This window comes from Aeribacillus sp. FSL W8-0870 (assembly GCF_037963755.1).
Taxonomy (GTDB): Bacteria; Bacillota; Bacilli; order Bacillales; family Aeribacillaceae; genus Aeribacillus; species Aeribacillus composti.
This window is the reverse complement of record NZ_CP150165.1, coordinates 3,111,756-3,130,414: the sequence shown is the minus strand read 5'-3', so window position 1 is coordinate 3,130,414 and position 18,659 is coordinate 3,111,756. Positions and strand designations below refer to the sequence as shown.

General features: G+C 39.2%; 14 protein-coding genes and 1 other annotated feature (1 of these 15 only partly in view). Of the genes, 9 read left to right on the top strand and 5 right to left on the bottom strand.

Going from position 1 to position 18,659, the window contains the following annotated elements; all coding sequences use genetic code 11:
* Nucleotides 1-42: 42 nt before the first annotated feature.
* The 3 genes from NSU02_RS15165 to murC all read left to right on the top strand — a co-directional run bounded on the left by NSU02_RS15165 (nucleotide 43) and on the right by murC (nucleotide 5,540).
* A complete protein-coding gene (locus NSU02_RS15165) occupies nucleotides 43-1,302 on the top strand; it encodes a M48 family metallopeptidase (RefSeq protein WP_063387330.1) in 1,260 nt (419 codons plus the stop codon).
* 153 nt (nucleotides 1,303-1,455) lie between these two features.
* Nucleotides 1,456-4,038 (top strand): DNA translocase FtsK, encoded by a 2,583-nt coding sequence (locus NSU02_RS15160; RefSeq protein WP_339193236.1) that lies wholly within the window; start codon nucleotides 1,456-1,458, stop codon nucleotides 4,036-4,038.
* Nucleotides 4,039-4,241: 203 nt separating this feature from the next.
* On the top strand, nucleotides 4,242-5,540 hold the full coding sequence (murC, locus tag NSU02_RS15155; RefSeq protein ID WP_063387332.1) for a UDP-N-acetylmuramate--L-alanine ligase: 1,299 nt from the start codon (nucleotides 4,242-4,244) through the stop codon (nucleotides 5,538-5,540).
* Between the two features lie 59 nt (nucleotides 5,541-5,599).
* Here the strand turns inward: murC and NSU02_RS15150 are convergent, their stop codons facing one another.
* Nucleotides 5,600-6,715 carry an aminopeptidase gene (locus NSU02_RS15150; RefSeq protein ID WP_066248885.1) on the bottom strand — a complete coding sequence of 372 codons (1,116 nt, stop codon included), beginning with the start codon at nucleotides 6,713-6,715 and terminating at the stop codon, nucleotides 5,600-5,602.
* A gap of 197 nt (nucleotides 6,716-6,912) precedes the next feature.
* Between NSU02_RS15150 and NSU02_RS15145 the strand changes: the two genes are divergently transcribed.
* From NSU02_RS15145 to ccpA, 4 genes are all read left to right on the top strand, one after another.
* Nucleotides 6,913-7,344: a DUF948 domain-containing protein gene (locus NSU02_RS15145; RefSeq protein ID WP_063387334.1), complete on the top strand. Its 432-nt coding sequence runs from the start codon at nucleotides 6,913-6,915 to the stop codon at nucleotides 7,342-7,344.
* A 32-nt stretch (nucleotides 7,345-7,376) separates the two neighbouring features.
* Nucleotides 7,377-7,820, top strand: coding sequence for a YtxH domain-containing protein (locus tag NSU02_RS15140; RefSeq protein WP_339193235.1), 444 nt, complete (start codon nucleotides 7,377-7,379; stop codon nucleotides 7,818-7,820).
* Between the two features lie 477 nt (nucleotides 7,821-8,297).
* A complete protein-coding gene (locus tag NSU02_RS15135) occupies nucleotides 8,298-9,374 on the top strand; it encodes a bifunctional 3-deoxy-7-phosphoheptulonate synthase/chorismate mutase (protein ID WP_063387336.1) in 1,077 nt (358 codons plus the stop codon).
* Nucleotides 9,375-9,612: 238 nt separating this feature from the next.
* Nucleotides 9,613-10,617 (top strand): catabolite control protein A, encoded by a 1,005-nt coding sequence (gene ccpA, locus NSU02_RS15130; protein ID WP_066248881.1) that lies wholly within the window; start codon nucleotides 9,613-9,615, stop codon nucleotides 10,615-10,617.
* A 35-nt stretch (nucleotides 10,618-10,652) separates the two neighbouring features.
* On the opposite strand, the gene NSU02_RS15125 is transcribed toward ccpA, so the two are convergent.
* The 3 genes from NSU02_RS15125 to NSU02_RS15115 are packed head-to-tail and all read right to left on the bottom strand — an operon-like array spanning nucleotide 10,653 to nucleotide 13,159.
* On the bottom strand, nucleotides 10,653-11,849 hold the full coding sequence (locus NSU02_RS15125; RefSeq protein ID WP_339193234.1) for an acetoin utilization protein AcuC: 1,197 nt from the start codon (nucleotides 11,847-11,849) through the stop codon (nucleotides 10,653-10,655).
* 1 nt (nucleotide 11,850) lies between these two features.
* The gene (locus tag NSU02_RS15120) at nucleotides 11,851-12,492 is read right to left on the bottom strand and encodes an acetoin utilization AcuB family protein (RefSeq protein ID WP_339193233.1); all 642 of its coding nucleotides are present in this window, start codon (nucleotides 12,490-12,492) and stop codon (nucleotides 11,851-11,853) included.
* A 34-nt stretch (nucleotides 12,493-12,526) separates the two neighbouring features.
* Complete coding sequence (locus NSU02_RS15115) at nucleotides 12,527-13,159, bottom strand: GNAT family N-acetyltransferase (RefSeq protein WP_066248879.1); 633 nt, start codon at nucleotides 13,157-13,159, stop codon at nucleotides 12,527-12,529.
* Between the two features lie 159 nt (nucleotides 13,160-13,318).
* Between NSU02_RS15115 and acsA the strand changes: the two genes are divergently transcribed.
* Both acsA and NSU02_RS15105 read left to right on the top strand, forming a co-directional pair.
* Nucleotides 13,319-15,034 carry an acetate--CoA ligase gene (gene acsA / locus NSU02_RS15110; protein ID WP_339193232.1) on the top strand — a complete coding sequence of 572 codons (1,716 nt, stop codon included), beginning with the start codon at nucleotides 13,319-13,321 and terminating at the stop codon, nucleotides 15,032-15,034.
* Between the two features lie 115 nt (nucleotides 15,035-15,149).
* On the top strand, nucleotides 15,150-15,596 hold the full coding sequence (locus NSU02_RS15105) for a GNAT family N-acetyltransferase (protein WP_339193231.1): 447 nt from the start codon (nucleotides 15,150-15,152) through the stop codon (nucleotides 15,594-15,596).
* A 128-nt stretch (nucleotides 15,597-15,724) separates the two neighbouring features.
* Here the strand turns inward: NSU02_RS15105 and NSU02_RS15100 are convergent, their stop codons facing one another.
* The gene (locus NSU02_RS15100; protein WP_311066403.1) at nucleotides 15,725-18,514 is read right to left on the bottom strand and encodes a transglycosylase domain-containing protein; all 2,790 of its coding nucleotides are present in this window, start codon (nucleotides 18,512-18,514) and stop codon (nucleotides 15,725-15,727) included.
* Nucleotides 18,515-18,642: 128 nt separating this feature from the next.
* Nucleotides 18,643-18,659, top strand: a binding site (T-box leader) (it continues 199 nt past the right edge of the window).

Sequence of the window (18,659 nt, the reverse complement as noted above, 5' to 3'; positions counted from 1 at the left end):
AAACTACTAAAGGAGGGAGTTAAGCTCAAGGGGGTATTCGGCTTGAAAAAGAGTCTTCTAACGATCATTTTATTATATGCAGTTTACGGTTTGGTTTTATACTTCTATTTATTCTTCTGGACGGGTTATGAGCTGCCGAAGGGAATTGAAGGTACTGCTGCTGATCCGAAAACGTTTTTAACGGCAGAGGAGCTGCAGCTGTCAGAAAATTATTCGCAATTGAAAAATTTGGTATTTTTCATATCCATTCCGTTAGAGTGGATCATCTTTTTTATTGTGCTAAGCTTTGGGATTTCAAAAACATTTCAGCAATGGGCGGAAACAGCATCCCGTTTTTTTATAGTCCAAACAGCTTTATACTATTTTTGGCTGTCATTGCTTGTCACTTTACTAACATTACCTGTCAGCTGGCTGAACTACAAACTGTCAAAGGATTTTCAAATCTCGACCCAGACGTTGAACTCGTGGCTGAAGGATGAAGTGACCGATTTTCTTGTGAATTATGTTTTAATGGCGGTTGTCGTCACGTTTCTATACATCATTATTCGAAAATTTGAAAAGCGCTGGTGGCTTTGGGCATGGTTTGCATCGATACCATTCACATTGTTTATAATGTTTATTCAGCCGGTAATCATTGATCCGCTGTACAACGATTTTTACCCGTTGAAAAATAAAAAGCTGGAGGAAGAAATTTTACAGCTAGCTTCCAAAGCAGATATTCCCGCGGAGCATGTGTATGAAGTGGATATGTCCACCAAAACAAATGCGTTGAACGCCTATGTGACAGGAATAGGATCAAATTCGAGAATCGTTTTGTGGGATACGACGTTAAATAAATTAAGCGAAGATGAAATATTATTCATTATGGCTCATGAGATGGGACATTATGTGATGAAGCACATCTATATCGGAATAGCCGGGTATTTGCTTCTTTCCTTGGCAGGTTTATATATCATTCATCGGTTAATGATTTTTTGTACAAATCGATGGGGAAAAAGGCTGAACATTCAATCTATACGTGAATTGTCGTCGCTTCCTCTATTTCTTTTGCTGCTGGGGATGTTATCGTTCGCTTCAAGCCCTATATCCGGCATAGTATCAAGGTATCAAGAGAAACAGGCGGATTTATATGCAATTGAAATGACAAAAAACGAGGAAGCGGCTGTAAAAACATTTCAACATTTGGCGAAATTTAGCCGCAGCGAAATAAATCCGCCGAAAATAGTGAAATTTTTACGTTACGATCATCCGCCTCTGATTGAACGAATTATGTATATCGAAAATATAAAAAATAAAGAATAAACTCCTTGTTTATACAGGGAGTCTTATTTATTTTTAAATCTGTGATTTTAGCAATATAATATTAATGTTTGTCATTGCTTTTTAAACTTCCAAAAAGTATTTTTATTGATAAAATATAGGATGAGATTAGAATGAATGAAAGAGTGATCATAGATGAGCTGGTTGTCAAAACTGTTGCGGTTGTTTTTCGATAATCAGGAAGAAGAATATGAAAGAAAGATAGATAAAAACAATTCTACTGAAAAAATAAAAGATCAATCATTAACTGACGATAGATTAGAGATGCAAGCTAGAGTTACATATCAATATCCGAAAGGAAACTTTCGGTTTCCGCTAATATCCGATGATGAAACATTGCGAGAAACGAGACGCCCAGCGGATGCGGCAAAATCAAAAGCAAAAACATCTTCTGAACGCAAGCAGTCTCGACTGAATAGTGCACAAGGCGTACAAAAGGAAAGAAAATCTTTTCAGCCAACGGAAATCCCTTCACCGATTTTTGGATTTGGACCAAGGAATAGAGATGATTTATTTTTCAAAAAAATTGAAGAGCGATATCAGCAACAGACGGACATAGACGTACATGATATTTTCATCAATGATCTGGAAAAACAAAAAGAAGTGCAAAGGGAGTTTGCTGCAGCAGAAGAAATAGAAATAAATGAAATGATAGAATATGAAAACGATTATGAAAAAGAAATATCAAAAACACAAGATCACGAAGCTGAGGATTCATATTTTGAAATAACAGTACCGCCTTCGGAGGATAAACAGCGGGAAGCTGAGGAAGCTCAATCGGTCGAGGCTTCAAAGCTGGAGATGGATTCAAAGCAAGAGACGAATCTAAAACAGTGGACAGGTCTAAACCAGGAGACGGAATCAAAGCAAGAGACGAATCTAAAACAGTGGACGGATCTAAACCAGGAGATGGAATCAAAGCAAGAAACGAATCTAAAACAGTGGACGGATCTAAACCAGGAGACGGGATCAAAGCAAGAGACGAATCTAAAACAGTGGACAGGTCTAAATCAGGAGACGGATCTAAAACAAGAGACAGTTCTAAAGCAGGGGACGAATCTAAAACAGGAGACAGATCTAAAACAAGGAACAGATCTAAATCAGGAGGAGGGTCCAAAACAGGAGACGAGCCTAAAACAGGAAGCGGATCCAAAGCATTTAGAGAAAAAGTCCGATGACAGACGAAAGCCTGTTTCCAGAGGAAAGCTTTCATCAAATCAAAACGAAAAGACAATTATTCCATATAATGTCATTATGTTTGGGCAAGATAAACGAAAGCTTGAAGTAAAGGAAAAACGGCAAAATTATTTGTTTCCGCCGCTCACCCTCCTGAACGTTCAGCCGTTTGAGGAAGAAGCGGATGATCAGTGGATAGAAAAGCAAAAGAATTTGCTCGATCTTACGCTGCAAAATTTTCATGTCAATGCAAAAGTGGTCAATGTGTCACAAGGACCTTCCGTCACGAGGTTTGAGGTTCACCCTGAACCCGGCGTAAAAGTGAGCAAGATAACTAACTTGATAGACGATATTAAATTAAGCTTGTCTGCAAAAGACATCCGGATTGAGGCTCCGATACCGGGGAAAAACACAATAGGGATTGAGGTGCCAAACCGGAAAAGCAAAACGGTTTTTTTAAGAGAGATTTTACGGTCGAAAGCTTTTCAAGCCAACCGCTCTCCGTTAACGGTTGCTCTGGGCCTCAGCATTTCAGGGGAGCCGATTGTGACGGATTTGAAAAAAATGCCGCATGGTTTGATTGCGGGAGCTACAGGGTCAGGAAAAAGCGTTTGTATCAATACGATTTTAGTCAGCCTGCTCTATAAAGCAACTCCAAATGATGTGAAAATGCTCCTCATTGATCCAAAAATGGTGGAGCTTGCACCGTATAACCGCATACCTCATCTCGTCAGCCCTGTTATTACGGATGTAAAAGCAGCTACTGCTGCACTGAAATGGGCGGTAGATGAAATGGAAAGAAGGTATGAATTATTTGCCCATGTAGGCGTTCGAGATATCGAGAAATTTAATGAACGGGTCGGCGACAAGGAAAAGGAGAAACGATTGCCGTACATCGTGATTGTGATTGACGAGCTCGCTGATTTAATGATGGTTTCGCCGAACGATGTGGAGGAGGCGATTTGCCGGATTGCCCAAAAAGCGAGAGCTTGCGGCATCCATTTATTAATTGCCACACAAAGACCGTCTGTTGATGTTATAACCGGTTTAATAAAGGCGAATATTCCTACAAGAATAGCATTTTCCGTATCATCGCAAATAGATTCAAGAACGATTCTTGATACTTCCGGTGCAGAAAGACTCCTAGGAAGAGGAGACATGCTGTTTTTAGAAAACGGTTCTGCAAAACCGGTAAGAGTTCAAGGAACTTTTGTTTCTGATGATGAAATTGATCGCGTCGTTCACCATGTAAAAAACCAGATGGCGCCCAATTATTTGTTTAAACAAGAGGAATTGCTTGCGAAAACAAATTTCCAAGCAGAAGAAGATGATCTTTTTTATGAAGCCTGCGAGTTTGTTGTAGAGCAGGGGCATGCTTCGGCTTCAAGCCTTCAACGCCGTTTTCGAATCGGTTATAATAGAGCGGCCAGATTGATTGATTTAATGGAGGAGCAGGGGATCATTTCCCCGCCGAAAGGAAGCAAGCCGCGAGACGTGCTAGTGTCAGAAGAACAATTGAAAACAATAAAAGAGAGTAGTTGAGATGTACTGAACATGATATTATTAAAATGTTGGGCTGATTTTGGCAATGCCGATTTAAAACGATATACGTTGCTTTCAATTAGGAAACACTAAAAGTATACAATATTGCGTTATGAAGCTTGCAGGAAATAAATATTATAGTTGCAAAACTAGTCATTCGTCATATATTATTTTACAGATAGACGATTGTTGGAGGTTCTTATATGACTGCTTATCATTTTGTTGGCATAAAAGGAACAGGGATGAGTGCTTTAGCTCAAATCCTTCATGATATGAATGAAAATGTACAAGGATCTGATATTGAAAAATATATTTTTACACAAAAAGGCTTGGAGGAACGGGGAATTCAAATATTTCCTTTTTCGAAAAATAACATTCACCCTGGTTTAACTGTAATAGCTGGTAATGCTTTTCCAGATACACACGAGGAGATTGAAGAAGCAAAGAGACTTCAATTGCCGGTTTACCGCTATCACAAATTTTTAGGGGAATTGATGAACAAATTCACAAGCATAGCGGTAACTGGCGTGCACGGTAAAACATCTACAACCGGTTTACTGTCTCATGTTATGCAAGGTGCTTTTCCTACCTCATACTTGATTGGAGACGGAACGGGAAAAGGAGTTCAAAACAGCAAATATTTTGTCTTTGAAGCATGTGAATACCGGCGCCATTTTCTATCCTATCATCCGGATTATGCGATTATGACGAACATTGATTTTGACCACCCTGATTATTATCGTGATCTGGATGATGTTTTTTCAGCATTTCAGCAAATGGCTTTACAAGTGAAAAAAGGAATTATCGCTTGCGGAGATGATGAGCGTTTACAGGAAATACAAGCGAAAGTTCCGGTATTATATTACGGTTTTCATGAGGAAAACGATTTTCAAGCGAGAAATGTGGTGAAAAGCACAACGGGAACTGTATTTGATGTATATATTCGGAATACGTTTTACGGCACGTTTGAAATTCCTGCATTCGGGGATCACAACGTTCTAAATGCGCTGGCGGTTATTACGTTATGCCAATACGAAAATATTGGAATTGATGTTATTCAGGAGCGCGTCAAAACGTTTAAAGGCGTAAAAAGAAGATTCAGCGCCAAAAATTTCGGAGGACAAGTGCTGATTGACGATTACGCCCATCATCCTACGGAAATAAAAGCAACAATTGAAGCTGCGCGGCAAAAATATCCTGACCGGGAAATTGTTGCTGTTTTTCAGCCTCATACCTTTTCAAGAACACAGTCATTTCTTAATGAGTTTGCGGATAGTTTAAAAAGCGCCGACAAAGTATACTTATGCGAAATTTTTGGCTCTGCCCGTGAAAACATAGGGAACCTCACGATTAAAGATTTGCAGGCGCAAATTGAACATTCAGAGTTAATCGATGAGACGAACATTAAAGTTTTGAAAAAGCATGAAAGCAGCGTTATTTTATTCATGGGTGCAGGAGATATTCAAAAATATCAAGATGCCTATGAAAAGCTGTGTGTTTAAAACAAAACGACTGTAACAAAAAATGTTACAGTCGTTTTGTTTTTATAGCGAAGAATGCACTATTTTAAATTCTCAGGATTTAGCTGCTCCAATTCCGGAATGACAAACAGTCCGTCTTTTCGGATCAATACGTCGTCAAAATAAATTTCTCCGCCTCCATATTCCGGACGCTGAATGACGACCAAATCCCAGTGGATATTGGAATGGTTGCCATTATACGCTTCATCGTAGCATTGCCCTGGTGTAAAGTGGAAGCTTCCAGCGATTTTTTCGTCAAACAGAATGTCCTGCATCGGGTGAAGGATGTATGGATTGACACCGATGGCGAATTCACCGATATATCTTGCTCCTTCATCTGTATCCAAAATGCTGTTTAATCGTTTTGTATCATTAGCTGACGCATCAATGATTTTTCCGTCTTTAAATGTTAACCGAACATTTTCAAATGTAAATCCTTGGTACGGAGAAGGCGTATTAAACGTAATGGTACCGTTCACAGAATTTTTAACAGGCGCTGTAAATACTTCACCGTCAGGAATATTCATGCGTCCTGCACATTTAATCGCAGGAATATCTTTGATTGAAAAAGTCAAATCAGTGCCAGGACCTTTAATATGTACTTTGTCAGTTTTGTTCATCAGTTCAACAAGCGCATCCATCGCTTTATCCATTTTTTCGTAATCAAGAGTGCAGACATTAAAATAAAAGTCTTCAAACGCTTCTGTGCTCATTTTTGCAAGCTGTGCCATGGATTCATTCGGGTATCTGAGAACCACCCATTTTGTTTTCGGAACGCGGATTTCACGATGCACCTTTTGCCCGATTGTTCTGCCTTCCAGCTTCATTTTTTCTTCTGGAACGTCAGCAAATTCATTAATGTTTTTGCCTGATCTGAGGCCTATGTATGCGTCCATTTCTTTCATGACATTTGCTTCGAAATCAGCCATCATTTCGAATTGTTCTTCTTGTCCTCCAAGCAATAAAGCTCGGTTTATTTGATGATCTTTAATGGAAACAAACGGATGCCCGCCAGCTTTGTAAGCCTCGCGGATGAGAGCAATCACAAGCTCCTTCTCAAGACCAAAGTTTTCAATAAGCACTTTTTCGCCTTTTTGCAGTTGGCATGAATAATGAATTAAAATTTTTGCCAATTTTTCGATTCTTGGATCTTTCAACTTGCCGGCCTCCTTTTTTTTCGTTATACAATAATATTGTAGCGTTTCCTGATTGGATTTAAAACTTGTTCTATTTTTGATATGATCGAAAGGATTCAATTGACAAAATGTCGAATAGATAAATGATTGCAGATTTTATGTTTGCATTCCGAAAAATTAGGGAATTGTATTATTGGTTTTACTTGGAGGTGCAGCAGTTGGAATTCATATTATATGCAAGCATTGCGCTAATAGCCGTAGCTTTTACAGTGTTAGTTGTTTATTTAGCCAAAACATTAAAATCTCTGCGCATTACACTCGATCAAGTAGCCGGGACGCTTGCGGGCCTTGAAAAGCAGGTGGAGGGCATTACAAAAGAAACAACAGATTTGCTTCATAAAACAAACCAATTGGCGGAAGACATTCAGAAAAAATCTGAGAAGGTCAACTCAGTGGTGGATGCCGTAAAAGAGATTGGAACATCCATTCAACAATTTAATCGGTCTATGAAAAAAGTTTCAGCGAGTGTAACTGGACAATTGGAAAAAAATGAAGAAAAAGTTGCTCAAGCCATCCAGTGGACAAATGCTGTGATGGAATTGATTGATAAAGTAAAGCAGAGAAAACGATCAAAGAAGCAAACTGATTAATTAATTTTACTTAAAAAACAGGAGGCGCAAACATGTCAAAAAAAAGCACGAATAAAAAAGGGTTCATAATAGGTTCTATTATAGGCGCTGTTGTTGGGGCAGCTTCCGCATTATTGCTTACGCCAAAGTCAGGAAAAGAGCTTCGCGAAAATTTTAATGGTCAGGCGGGAAAAGTGAAGGAAAAAACATCAAAAATTACAAGCGAAGCATATGAAAAAGGAGTACAGTTTATCAGCTTGGCAAAAGAAAAATCACAAAATATTCAACAGAAAATCCAAGAGCAGTCTGAGGGCTTGGTAAAAAAAATAAAGGAACGAAGCAATGAAAATGAAATTTCTGAAAAAGAAAATCCTTCAGAATCCGCTGACACCGAGCTTGACGACGAACAAAGTCAGAAAACAGAAAATTTGACTGACACTTCACAAGCCTCAGATGAAGAGCTTCAAAGCGAAAACAATAAAGAAACAAAGTCATAGGTTTGGCAAGACAATCATCATCGGCAAACAAGCCGATGATTTTCGTTTACAGGAAAATAGGCAGCGAATAGAGGAAAAGAGCGTGAAAATTTTCATGGGGAATATTTTTCGAACAGTGTTACAAGTCCATCAGCCGGCAAGGTTTTCAAGAATTTTAAGCTTTTGCTGCTGATTGCCAAAGCCCAAATCATTTAGTTTACATGTACAAGAATTGTCCGATTCCATAACTGAAACATAATATAAATGAAACATAAATCCCCCAAAAATTGTATAATAATTTTATCTGGCATGATGATCATTGGGAAATGACTTGTGAAGAACTGAAGAAAATATTTTGAAAAAAATAAACACTTTACCGCTTAAAAGCGTTTAATCGATAAAGAAATTTTTAGTGACATTTCAAGGAATATGGTTTATAATAAACCCTAATTAAAATCAAATGCTTAAAATTTTGACGGATGTGAAAGGGTGGAAAAAATGAGCAATACAGAATTAGAAGCGCTTAGGGAACGGGTTGATGAAATCAATTTGCAAATTTTAAAATTAATTAACGAGCGAGGCAAGCTTGTTCAAGAAATTGGGAAAGCGAAAGAAGCGCAAGGAGTTAACCGATATGATCCTGTCCGTGAACGAAAAATGCTCGATTTGATAAAAGAACATAATAATGGTCCATTTGAAGATTCCACTTTACAGCATATTTTTAAGGAAATATTTAAAGCGGCATTAGAGCTTCAAGAGGACGATCATCGCAAAGCATTGTTAGTATCAAGAAAGAAAAAGAAAGAGAATACAATCGTTGACGTCAAAGGCGAAAAAATCGGAGATGGCAGCCAATACTTTGTTGTCGGTCCTTGTGCGGTAGAAAGCTATGAGCAAGTAGCTGCTGTTGCGGAAGCAGCGAAGAAACAAGGCTTGAAGCTTCTAAGAGGCGGTGCATTTAAACCTAGAACATCACCATATGATTTCCAAGGTTTAGGCATTGAAGGCTTAAAAATTTTAAAAAGAATTGCTGATGAGTTTGATATGGCAGTTATTAGTGAAATTGTGTCGCCTCAAGATATTGATGTGGCCCTTGATTACATCGATGTCATCCAAATCGGGGCACGGAACATGCAAAACTTTGAATTGTTAAAAGCAGCAGGATCTGTTCGCAAGCCTGTATTGTTAAAACGCGGTCTTTCTGCAACGTTATCAGAATTTATGAATGCTGCGGAATACATTATTTCTCGAGGTAACGATCAAATCATTCTTTGTGAACGCGGAATTCGCACGTATGAACGCGCTACAAGAAACACGCTGGACATTACAGCAGTTCCGATTTTAAAACAGGAAACACATTTGCCTGTATTAGTTGATGTCACTCATTCAACAGGCCGGAAAGACCTTCTAATTCCTGCTGCAAAAGCTGCTCTTGCTATTGGGGCAGACGGTATTATGGCTGAAGTTCATCCGGATCCGGAAGTAGCTTTGTCAGATTCTGCGCAGCAAATGAATATTGAGCAATTCAATCAGTTTATTTCTGAATTAAGACCATTAGCGAAAGTAAATGCCTAATTGAATATCGTCTATTTTTAAAAAAGGAGCCTTTTAAGGTTCCTTTTTTTGCGTAGATCGTTTACATTATTTAATGAAGGATATACTTTAATGAACATATTTTTTTAACGAAAAAGGTAAAAATATAAGAAAACACGCCAAGCACATTGCGGACGAATGCTTTGTATCGTATGATAAGAGTTATACGGAAGAGACTGTACTTATTTGATATAGATCATTTAGATGAGGAGTGTTGATCATGAATAATGTGACGATATATGATGTTGCACGTGAAGCGAACGTTTCAATGGCGACAGTTTCACGAGTTGTAAACGGCAACCCGAATGTAAAGCCGACAACTAGAAAGAAAGTATTGGAAGCGATTGAGCGTCTCGGCTATCGGCCAAATGCGGTCGCAAGAGGGCTGGCTAGCAAAAAGACGACGACTGTAGGTGTTGTTATACCGGATGTATCAAGCACATTTTATTCAGAATTGGCTCGCGGGATTGAAGACATCGCAACGATGTATAAATATAATATTATTTTAAGCAATTCTGACCAAAATAAAGAAAAAGAATTGCATTTGCTTAACACCCTTTTAGGGAAACAAGTGGATGGAATTGTATTTATGAGCGGCAATATTACAGAGGAGCATGTGGAAGAATTTAAACGTTCACCGGTTCCTATTGTGCTTGCATCAACTTTTGATGAGAACAATGAACTGCCTTCTGTTAATATCAATTATGAACAGGCAGCCTATGATGCGGTTAAGTTTTTAATCGATAAAGGACACAAACATATTGCCTATGTATCCGGGCCGATGGAAGAGCCTGTGAATAAAGTGAAAAAACTTAAAGGATACATACGTGCACTTGAAGAGGCAGGGATCAAATACGATGAACAATTTGTAGTAGAAGGAGATTATTCCTACGAATCCGGGATTGAAGCATTTGACAAAGTGTTGGAGCTGTCGCCAAAACCGACTGCAATCTTTGTTGGAACGGACGAAATGGCATTGGGCGTGATTCATGCCGCTCAAGATAAAGGCTATGAAATTCCGAAAGATTTTGATGTCATCGGCTTTGACAATACTCGTTTGGCGACTATGGTTCGTCCGCGATTAACAACCGTTGTCCAACCGTCTTACGATATCGGTGCGGTTGCGATGCGCCTGTTAACAAAATTGATGAACAAAGAGGAAGTAGATAATCATATTGTTGAACTCCCGCATCGTATTGAAATTCGGCAATCGACAAAATCATAATCTTTTTAAGCTGAAGAAAAAACGGCCAAGCTTTTTTAAAAAGTTTGGCCGTTAACATTTTTTTTTGCATTATATTCCCTTTGCTGCCGGATGAATTGCAGAGCCAATTCAAGAGTGTGATTGTTTTTTTCTTCAATTTCTTTTTTCCTTGGAATCGGTTGATATAACGGATCGGGATCTTCCCATGTTGGGATTAATTCAACGGGAGATTTCTCCTGCCATTTTTCCAGCCATTCTTTCGGAAGAGCCCCTTGTGCTTTGCAGCTTAAATTTTTCATCTCCAGCCAAATGAGCGACCAAGCTCTTGGAACAACCCGCCAAATATCGTAGCCTCCTCCGCCGACAGCTATCCATTTTCCATCGCAGTAGCTATGGGCAATTTCATGTGCAAGCTTCGGAATTTCCCGGTAAATATTGATGCTGGCGTGAAGATGAGTTAGTGGATCAAAATAGTGGGCATCAGCTCCGTTTTGAGTGACGATGACATCAGGCTTAAAGTACTCTGCAACTTCTGTAACGGCCTCTTTGTAAACTTTTAGCCATGATTCATCTTCGGTAAATGCATCTAACGGAATATTAAAGGCAAAACCGTATCCAGAACCTTGTCCCCGCTCATGAACTGTTCCTGTCCCAGGAAATAAATATCGCCCAGTTTCATGAATAGATAGTGTGCAAACGTTTGGCTCATCATAAAACGACCATTGAACACCATCTCCGTGATGCGCATCCGTGTCAATGTACAGCACCCTTGCCCCATATTTTTCGATAATATATTTAATCGCCACTGCGCTGTCATTATATATACAAAATCCAGACGCTTTCCCCCTGAAGCCGTGATGAAGACCTCCGCCTAAATTTAAAGCATGCTTCGATTTTTCCATCATGACATGATCAACTGCTGTTAATGTCGCGCCAACAATAAGAGAACTGGCCTGATGCATGTTTTGAAAAATAGGTGTATCTTCCGTACCAAGTCCGTAGTTTAAAGCTTCATGCTCAGACAGCTTTCCTTCCCCTGCCTGTTTTACTGCACGAATATAGCTGGCATCATGAATAAGCTCCAGCTCCTCATCTGTTGCAAATCTTGGTTCAACTATTTCATCATCTTCAAGCGCTTTCAATTTTTTTAGCAAATCAACTGTTAATTCTACTCGCAGCTGGTTGAATGGGTGCTTATTACTAAATTTATAATTTAAAAATAAAGGGGAATAAATAAACACGCTGTCTTTCATGTTATTCCCCCATCATATGAGGCCATACAACGGTATAACCTTTTTTCTCAAGCTCAGTAATAAGCCCCATTGGATTCATCGTCTGCACCCGAAAAACTAGTGTTTTGAATTTTTCGTTTTCTTCTGGATACACAAAAACGCTGGAAATGTTTACTTTTGCATTATGAAATACTGTTGCGACTTCTGAAAGCATTCCGGTTATATTGGGAACTCTTACTTCAATTCGGGAGCTGGGCTGATGGGATCCAGTCAACTTTACAAACGTATGCAAAACATCTGTTTTGGTAATAATTCCGACAAGCTTTCCATTTGTAGTAATGGGGAGGCAGCTGATTTTATGCTCATAAAAAATCGTAGCAGCATCTTCAACAAAATCAAGAGGGTGTCCGGTTATGACATCGGTTTTCATAATGTCTTTAACTGGCTTGTATAAAAGCGCATCCAATTTTTCATTTTTACTTAATATAGAAGGAGCAGCATCGCGAATATCTCTGTCTGATATAATGCCAATAAGGGTATTCTCTTCGCTGATGATCGGAATATGCTTGATTCTAGCTTTTTTAATTAAGTTTATAGCATCTTGGATCGAGTGATCCGGAGAAAGCGTGAGTACGTTTTTTTGCATGATTTTTTCAATAATCATGTTATCCATCCCCTTTCCAAGAATAGCATGGCGATTAATACAAAAATCTGTTTGTAAACCTTAATTGGTCGAATTTCTGAATCGATTCGTTATCTACCCTTTTTCCAATACGAACCATTAGACAGTTTGCAGGATGAGAGCAAATTTCTGGATCATCTGTTGCATACCATTCAAGACCGCCTGCATTCATCATTTTTTCCATCATTTTTCTATACTCCCATACATTTAAGCCAGTTCCCTTTAAATCCCAATGCCAATAATATTCCGTTGTAATAATGATGTAATCTTCCATTGCATCATCCATCATCGAAACAATCAATAAATTTTTTCCGATTTCACATCCGCGAAATTCTGGAATCACTTCAATGGCTCCTAGCTCAATTAAATTTTCCATCTTTCCTTCAGACCATCGTTCTAGAGGATCAGGGTATAAAAATGTAACATACCCGATGATTGTTTCGTCTTTTCTGGCAATAATAATCCGTCCTTCAGGAAGCTTGGCAATTTCTACAAGCGCTTTGTGCTGCCTTGGTGCAGGACGGAAAGCTGTTAAATCCTCATGAAATTTATAGCCTGCCAGTTTATCGGGGGGAATTGGCCCTTCGACAATCACCGTTCCATTTGGAGTTTCAATTTCTTTGGCATGATATGTTTTTTTATGTTCCATTCATTACACCGCCTACCAATCTAATAACCTATTCATATTATACAGGAATTGTCGAACATAATCGGATTTGTTTTGTAAAAAATTTTTACAAAATTGCGAAATGGAATAAAAAGTTATATAATGATAAACAAATATACTAATTTTTAGGGGGGTACTTCGATGAAAGTGGAAGCGCTACCAGCAATAAAAGGAAACCACAACTTAGCAAACTATGAGGAAGCATATGCAAGCTTTGACTGGAAAGAAGTAGAGGAGAATTTTTCATGGAGTAAAACTGGGAAAATCAATGCGGCTTATGAGGCGATTGACCGTCATGCAGATGGGGCCAAAAAAAATAAAGTCGCACTTTATTATCGCGATGCGAATCGTGACGAAAAGTATACGTTTGAAGAGATGAAAGAGCTCTCCAATAAAGCTGCGAATGTTTTAAAACAGTATACCGACCTTCAAAAAGGTGATCGGGTTTTCGTATTTATGCCTAGAAGTCCAGAGCTTTATTTTGTCATTTTGGGCGCAATTAAACTGGGAGCTATTGTAGGCCCTTTATTTGAAGCGTTTATGGAGAGCGCGGTAAAGGATCGTTTGGAAGATAGTGAGGCAAAAGTGATTGTAACAACAAAAGAGCTGCTGCCAAGAGTTCCAATTGATGAATTGCCTGCGCTCAAACATGTGGTGGTTGTTGGAGAAGATGTAAAAGAAGAAGGAAAAATAATCGATTTCTTTGCTCATTTTGAAAATGCAAGCAAAGATTTGGAAATTGAATGGGTGGATCGGAGAGACGGACTTCTTTTGCTTTATACTTCCGGATCAACAGGAAAACCGAAAGGCGTTCTCCATGTCCATAATGCGATGATTCAGCATTATCAAACAGCAAAATGGGTTCTTGACTTGAAGGAAGAAGATATTTATTGGTGTACGGCAGACCCTGGATGGGTAACCGGGACAGTTTATGGTATTTTTGGTCCGTGGCTCCTAGGTGTTACAAATGTTATTGTTGGAGGCAGATTCAGCCCTGATTATTGGTATGAAACAATCGAAAAATACGGTGTCACTGTCTGGTACAGCGCTCCAACAGCGTTTCGGATGCTGATGAGTGCAGGAGACGAATTGGTGAAAAAATATAATTTAAGCTCTCTGCGCCATATTTTAAGTGTCGGAGAACCTTTAAATCCTGAAGTTATTCGCTGGGGAATGAAAGTATTTAATAAGCGCATTCATGATACTTGGTGGATGACGGAAACAGGCGGGCATCTTATTTGCAACTATCCGTGTATGGATATCCGGCCTGGATCAATGGGCAAGCCGATCCCCGGCGTAAAAGCAGCAATTATTGACGATCATGGAAATGAATTGCCTCCAAACCGAATGGGGAATCTAGCAATTAAAAAAGGCTGGCCTTCCATGATGCAAGCAATTTGGAATAATCCTGAAAAATATGAATCTTATTTTATCGGCGACTGGTATGTATCTGGGGACTCCGCTTATATGGATGAAGATGGATATTTTTGGTTCCAGGGACGGGTTGATGACGTCATTATGACTTCCGGCGAACGGGTCGGACCGTTCGAAGTAGAAAGCAAGCTTGTTGAACATCCTGCTGTAGCGGAAGCTGGAGTTATCGGCAAGCCGGACCCTGTTCGAGGAGAAATTATTAAAGCGTTCGTTGCATTGCGCAGCGGCTATGAAGCATCAGAAGATTTGAAAGAGGATATTCGCCAGTTTGTTAAAAAAGGGCTGGCAGCACATGCAGCGCCACGGGAAATAGAATTTTGCGAAAAACTGCCGAAAACTCGAAGCGGAAAAATTATGCGCCGCGTTTTGAAAGCATGGGAGCTTAACTTGCCAACAGGTGACTTGTCGACGTTGGAAGATTAAAAATAATAGAAGCCGTAAGTCTAGTAAATAGGCTTGCGGCTTTGTTATTGGCGGTTCAGGCATTAATAATAGATTGATAAAATAAACGCTAAAAATGGAAATAGGAGAGAGGCTTATGGAATCATCCCTTTTATTGAAAGAATTGCGAACGAAAGAGGAAATTTTAGAAGGATTTTCAGTGATGAAACATTTGTGGACTCATCTTGATGAACAATCATTTCTTGAATTGGTGCTTGAAGCTAAACAAAAGGAAGGATATCAATTAGTTGCTCTTTACGATCATAATAAAATGGTTGCCATCATCGGATTTATGCCAATGATCACTTTATACTACGGGCGTTTCTTTTGGGTTTGTGATTTAGTGACATTGCCTGAAGAACGATCAAAAGGATACGGTGAAAAGCTTTTAACGTATGTTCATCAATATGCTGTAGAAAATGGCTATAATATTGTTTCTTTATCTTCCGGCTTGCAGCGCGTTGACGCACACCGCTTCTATGAAGAAAAAATGCGATACAATAAAGTAAGCTATGTTTTCTTAAAAAAGCTGCCGTCACACTAGCCAGTAAAAGATAAAAAGGACCACGTGCGGTCCTTTTTAAATATTTATTGGGTGAAAGCAAGTTTTGCTGGGCTGTTTTTTCTGTTTCGTCTACTTTATTGATCGTTTAATGCATCTTTTCCATTCGCCTATTGTCTTGCATTTGCCGTCTGCTTCGGTTTTTGCTGCGGCTCTGTTTTTCCAGATTGCGCCGTTTTTACAATGGCTGAAGGAGGAGACGCTTTTCCTGCCACATCAACTGCAACGACGTAATAGGAGGCAGGAGATTTTCCGACTGAGATGCTTAAGTTATTTTTTGCAGGTATACTGGCAATTTTTTTGAAACTATTTGAATTAGATGGAGCTGCATAAACCCTGTACCCGATAACATCATATTCACCGCTTTTGCTCCAGGATAATGTTGTTCCGCTAAGCTTTACAGCGGGCACTTTAGAAGGAGCTTTGCCATTATCCTGAAGAACCCTATTGCCGGTCAACGTCAAAGCCTCTAAATTAACTCCGCTAGGCAGAAGTTTAGTCAATTGGGACACGTCTGAAATCCCAAGATTATTCAATACTTCTTTTTTCAGCAGAGGCCCTTCCTGGACGAATTCAGCCGGTGCATTTGCCGGCACTTGATAGGCTACGTTGTCTACTAAAACAAATTTGCCGTACGCCAAGCTTTTATCCACTTTATTCGGCAGAAATTTAGCGTTATACAAGTCAGTTTGAACGAGTCCAGCTTTCTTACATAATTCAGAAGGCAGATCCCCAGAGAGGGCGCAATACGATCTTGAAACAATTCCTTTAGGCATTTTAAAGGAAGTGTTAGGATCTATTAAGTCAGGTTTGACGCTGTATGCGGCGTTCATTAATTTTGCCCAAAGCAATATATTTCTATTACTGTAGGTCAAACCTTTGTAGGTCGTTTCCAGCCTTTTCGGCGTGTCATAACCGATCCATGTGCCGAAGGATACATTAGGATTTACAGCAACAAACCATGCATCCCGATAATCCTGCCCAGTTCCTGTTTTTCCAGCCCAATCAGATTGAAATGATAGATACCTTTTTAAAGAGGAAGCCGTTCCGCTTTGAATGACATCCCGCATCATATCAATCATTAAATAGGCTGTTTGAGGGGAAAAGACCTTCTCTTTCTTGCTGTTATGTTGATATATAACTTTTCCGTCTTGTGTTTCAATTTTTTCAATCATGTAGGCGTCGACAAATTCACCGTTATTGGCAAATGTTGAAAAGGCGTTTACGTTTTCCTCCACGGTTACTCCGTAAGTCATTGCCCCAAGAGCGAGGGAGAATGAACTGTAATCTTCTTGAGCAAGTGAACTAAATCCCATTTTTTCTAAATAGGATACCGGATTTTGCGAAATAATTTTTGCATAGGTTTTTACCGCCGGAATGTTATATGAATGTTTCAATGCTGTTCGAATACTTGTTAATCCGTGATAGCCGCCTCCATAGTTTTTCGGCTGATATTTCCCGATTGAAAATGGAAGATCTGCCACAACAGTTCCCGGCTGGACGATGCCCATTTCCATCGCGGGTGCATAGACAGCGAGCGGTTTCATTGTTGAACCGTTTGGTCTTAATGCTCTTGTAGCATGGTTTGTCTGCTCCCTGTTATGATCACGGCCGCCAACAAAGGAGATAATTTTTCCAGTTTTGTTTTCGATTAAAACAGCGCCGACTTCAACCGGTTCCTCGATGGTTACGGTCTTGCCTGTTTCAGGATCTTTTTTCTTTTCAAGCTTTGGACTTCCGTAATACTTGTAGTTTTTGACAACCTCTTGCATTTTGTCATAAATTTTCTTGTCAATGGTCGTATGAATGTTGTAGCCGTTTTGTCTCATGTCTTGATCGGCCAGCGCCATGTATCGATTAAACAGCTCTTTATTATTTTTTCGGAGATCCTCCAGCTTGTGACCGTCTTTTTTCGCTAGCTGCTCAGCCAGTATATCCTTCACTCTTTTTTCAACTTCGTATATAATCCAAGGATATTGCTCAATATCAGGTTTTTTCTTTTTGGCTAAATGAGCCTTTAAATCAAACTTAAGTGCTTCTTCATATTCTTTTTTTGTAATATATCCTTCTGCAAACATTTTTCTTAGGACGGTTTTCATTCGGTTTATACCAGGCTGTAAATCTTCTTTTACTTCTCCGTCCTTTGTGAACGGTGTATAAGCAAAAGGATTTTGAGGGAGACCAGCGATAAAAGCTGCCTGCGGTATCGATAAGTCTTTCGCATCTATGCCAAAAATCCCCTGCGCTGCAGCCTGCACGCCTGCAATGTTTCTTCCGGAGCTGTTTCGTCCAAATGATGATACATTTAAATAGGCTTCTAATATTTGATCTTTCGTAAAATATTTTTCTAATCTCAATGCTAGCAGGATTTCTTTTGCTTTTCTTTCAAATGACACTTCGTTGGTCAATATTTGGTTTTTAATTAATTGCTGTGTGAGGGTGCTTCCGCCGGTTCTGACAGAAGAGTTTGAGAACTCCTGGAAAATCGCCCGCATGATCGCCTTTGGGACAATCCCTTTATGCTCGTAAAAATATTCGTCCTCCACTGCAACAATTGCATGTTTTAAATGCTCGGAAATTTGATCAATTTTGATTTTTTCACGTTCAAGATCTGTGCGAATTTTCCCTAAATAGACATTGTCTGCAAAGTACACTTTCGTTGTTTCAGAATAATCGTAAATGTCTTTTTCCAATTCTTTTTCGGAACGGATCGGCTCATCTTTTACAAGCGATGCAAAATAACCAGCTCCTAATCCTCCGATAAAGGAGAAGCCTATTAAACCGATAACTAATAGTAAAAGAAATAAGTTCCATGTTACGTTATAGGCAATGACCATTTTTTGCTGGTGCTTATGATAAAAGGAGCTTACCTTCCTAAAAAATTCGTACCATTTCTCCATTTTTCATCATCCCTCTACAAAATCTAGTTTATTATAGCATATTTTTTTCTCCGGTTGACGCCCTCTGTTCTAATCTTAGTTGACAAAGGATGTCAATTATGCTAAAAATGTTTATTAATGAAAAAAATACTTGAGCGTTGATTGG

Excerpts from the sequence above, each read along its gene's own strand:
- NSU02_RS15160 (WP_339193236.1), top strand. The coding sequence starts at position 1,456 with ATGAGCTGGTTGTCAAAACTGTTGCGGTTGTTTTTCGATAATCAGGAA.
- murC (WP_063387332.1), top strand. The coding sequence starts at position 4,242 with ATGACTGCTTATCATTTTGTTGGCATAAAAGGAACAGGGATGAGTGCT.
- NSU02_RS15140 (WP_339193235.1), top strand. The coding sequence starts at position 7,377 with ATGTCAAAAAAAAGCACGAATAAAAAAGGGTTCATAATAGGTTCTATT.
- NSU02_RS15135 (WP_063387336.1), top strand. The coding sequence starts at position 8,298 with ATGAGCAATACAGAATTAGAAGCGCTTAGGGAACGGGTTGATGAAATC.
- ccpA (WP_066248881.1), top strand. The coding sequence starts at position 9,613 with ATGAATAATGTGACGATATATGATGTTGCACGTGAAGCGAACGTTTCA.
- NSU02_RS15125 (WP_339193234.1), bottom strand. The coding sequence starts at position 11,849 with ATGAAAGACAGCGTGTTTATTTATTCCCCTTTATTTTTAAATTATAAA.
- NSU02_RS15120 (WP_339193233.1), bottom strand. The coding sequence starts at position 12,492 with ATGATTATTGAAAAAATCATGCAAAAAAACGTACTCACGCTTTCTCCG.
- NSU02_RS15115 (WP_066248879.1), bottom strand. The coding sequence starts at position 13,159 with ATGGAACATAAAAAAACATATCATGCCAAAGAAATTGAAACTCCAAAT.
- acsA (WP_339193232.1), top strand. The coding sequence starts at position 13,319 with ATGAAAGTGGAAGCGCTACCAGCAATAAAAGGAAACCACAACTTAGCA.
- NSU02_RS15105 (WP_339193231.1), top strand. The coding sequence starts at position 15,150 with ATGGAATCATCCCTTTTATTGAAAGAATTGCGAACGAAAGAGGAAATT.
- NSU02_RS15100 (WP_311066403.1), bottom strand. The coding sequence starts at position 18,514 with ATGGAGAAATGGTACGAATTTTTTAGGAAGGTAAGCTCCTTTTATCAT.